The organism is Mycobacterium sp. SMC-18, from assembly GCF_045310895.1.
Lineage (GTDB): Bacteria > Actinomycetota > Actinomycetes > Mycobacteriales > Mycobacteriaceae > Mycobacterium.
Map to the genome: position 1 here is coordinate 1 of NZ_JBJIAL010000113.1, position 1,741 is coordinate 1,741.

A 1,741-nucleotide genomic window follows, 5' to 3' on the forward strand; every position below is an offset into this window, starting at 1 on the left:
CACTGAAGAAAAGGCAGGCCGTTTGACAAAATGCGGATTCCGACGAAGTCGCCCGGGTGTACCGATATGAAGTCGCCCGGGGATTCCGAGACGATGTCGCCCACCTCTCCGATTTGATCTCGCCCGGGGGCGAGGCGTTCTAGCTGCTGAGGTTCTCTGGCATTGGGCAAGCCGCACGGTCAACTGGAATCGCGGCTTGAGCTTGTTGTGTTTCTGTTGCGTTTGCTGTGGGCATGTGGGCAACGCCTTGGCGTTGTCCAAGCGCAGCGGCATGTCCACAGCGTCACGGGCTCAGGTCTTTCGGGCGGATTGCCGGGTTCGGCGCAGGCTCTCGCCAGTAAGGTCGAGCCGATGGGCATTGTGGACGAGGCGATCGAGCACGGCGTCGGCATAGGTAGGATCTCCAATGAGCACATGCCACTGGTCCACGGGGAGCTGGCTGGTGACGATGGTGGAACGATGACCATAGCGATCTTCGAGGATTTCCAGGAGGTCGTGACGGGCACCAGCGTCGAGCGGCTCGAGCCCCCAGTCATCGAGGATCAGCAGATCGACACGGCCGAGCCCGCGCAATAGGCGCGGATGGCGACCGTCGCCGCGCGCGAGAGCGAGGTCATCGAACAGCCGCGGAACACGTTGATAGAGCACGGAGCGATTGTCACGGCAGGCCTTGTGGCCGAGCGCCGAGGCGAGCCAGCTCTTGCCGACGCCGGCCGGGCCGCAGATCAGCAGGTTGGCATGGTCATCGATCCAGCGGCCCTCGACAAGCTTGGCGAACAGCGGGCGGTCGAGGCCGCGCGGGGTGCGGTAGTCGATGTCCTCGACGCACGCTTGCTGACGCAGCTTCGCATAGCGCAGGCGGGTGGCGAGCCGCTTATCGTGGCGCAGTGATGCTTCACGTTCGAGCAGCAGCGCGAGCCATTCGGCGTGACCGAGGCTTGCGGCCTCGCCGGTTGCTTCGATATCGACGAAGGCATTGGCCATGCCGTGGAGGCCGAGGGCGTTGAGGCGGTCGAGGGTCGGATGGGTGAGCAAGGGATGGTCTCCTAGTTGTAGTAGCGCGGTCCGCGGATGTTGGCATGCAGGATCGGCGCATCGTCCGCGGAGCGCTGATGAGCGGGACGCCGATCGAGATTGTTGGCGAGGATCGATTTGACCGAGCCGTAGGTGCGCGCGCCGATGTCGATCGCCCGCGCAGCCGCGGCGTCCAGCCGTCCGCGCCCATAGGAGCCGGCGAGCCTGAGGATGCCGAGGCAGGCGCGGAAGCCTTGCTCGGGGTGCGAGCGCTCGTCGAGAATGAGGTCGCACAAAGCGCTGGTCGCCGGCCCGATCGCGGCAGCGTCCTGTCGGATGCGCGCGATGGTCCAGCCGGCGTAGCGCCGATGGCTGGAGGCCATGTGCTCCGGCACGGTGGTGTGTTTGTGATTACCGCTCATGCGCTGATGCGCGGCGATCCGCTCGCCCTTGTGGAAGATCTCTACGGTGCGGGCAGTGAACCGCACCTCGACCTCGGCGCGCACAAAGCGATGCGGGACGCTGTAGTAATGCTTCTCCACCTCGACGTGGTAATCGAGGCTGACGCGGCGGATCCGCCATTCGGCGAGTACGTAGGGGCTCGCCGGCAATGGCTTGAGCGCCGGCCGATCGACCTCCTCAAGCAGCCGGCGGCGCGTCACGCCGAGCCGCCGGATCGGCCGCTCCTCGTTGAGCCTGGTGAGCAGCTCGCCGATCGCCGCATTGA

2 protein-coding genes are annotated in these 1,741 nt (G+C 65.6%); both read right to left on the reverse strand.

Going from position 1 to position 1,741, the window contains the following annotated elements:
• Positions 1–291: 291 nt before the first annotated feature.
• Positions 292–1,035, reverse strand: coding sequence for an IS21-like element helper ATPase IstB (gene istB, locus ACJH6J_RS30285; protein WP_021075688.1), 744 nt, complete (start codon positions 1,033–1,035; stop codon positions 292–294).
• 11 nt (positions 1,036–1,046) lie between these two features.
• Positions 1,047–1,741: Mu transposase domain-containing protein (locus ACJH6J_RS30290; RefSeq protein WP_406805025.1), on the reverse strand; the 695-nt coding region annotated here is incomplete at its 5' end.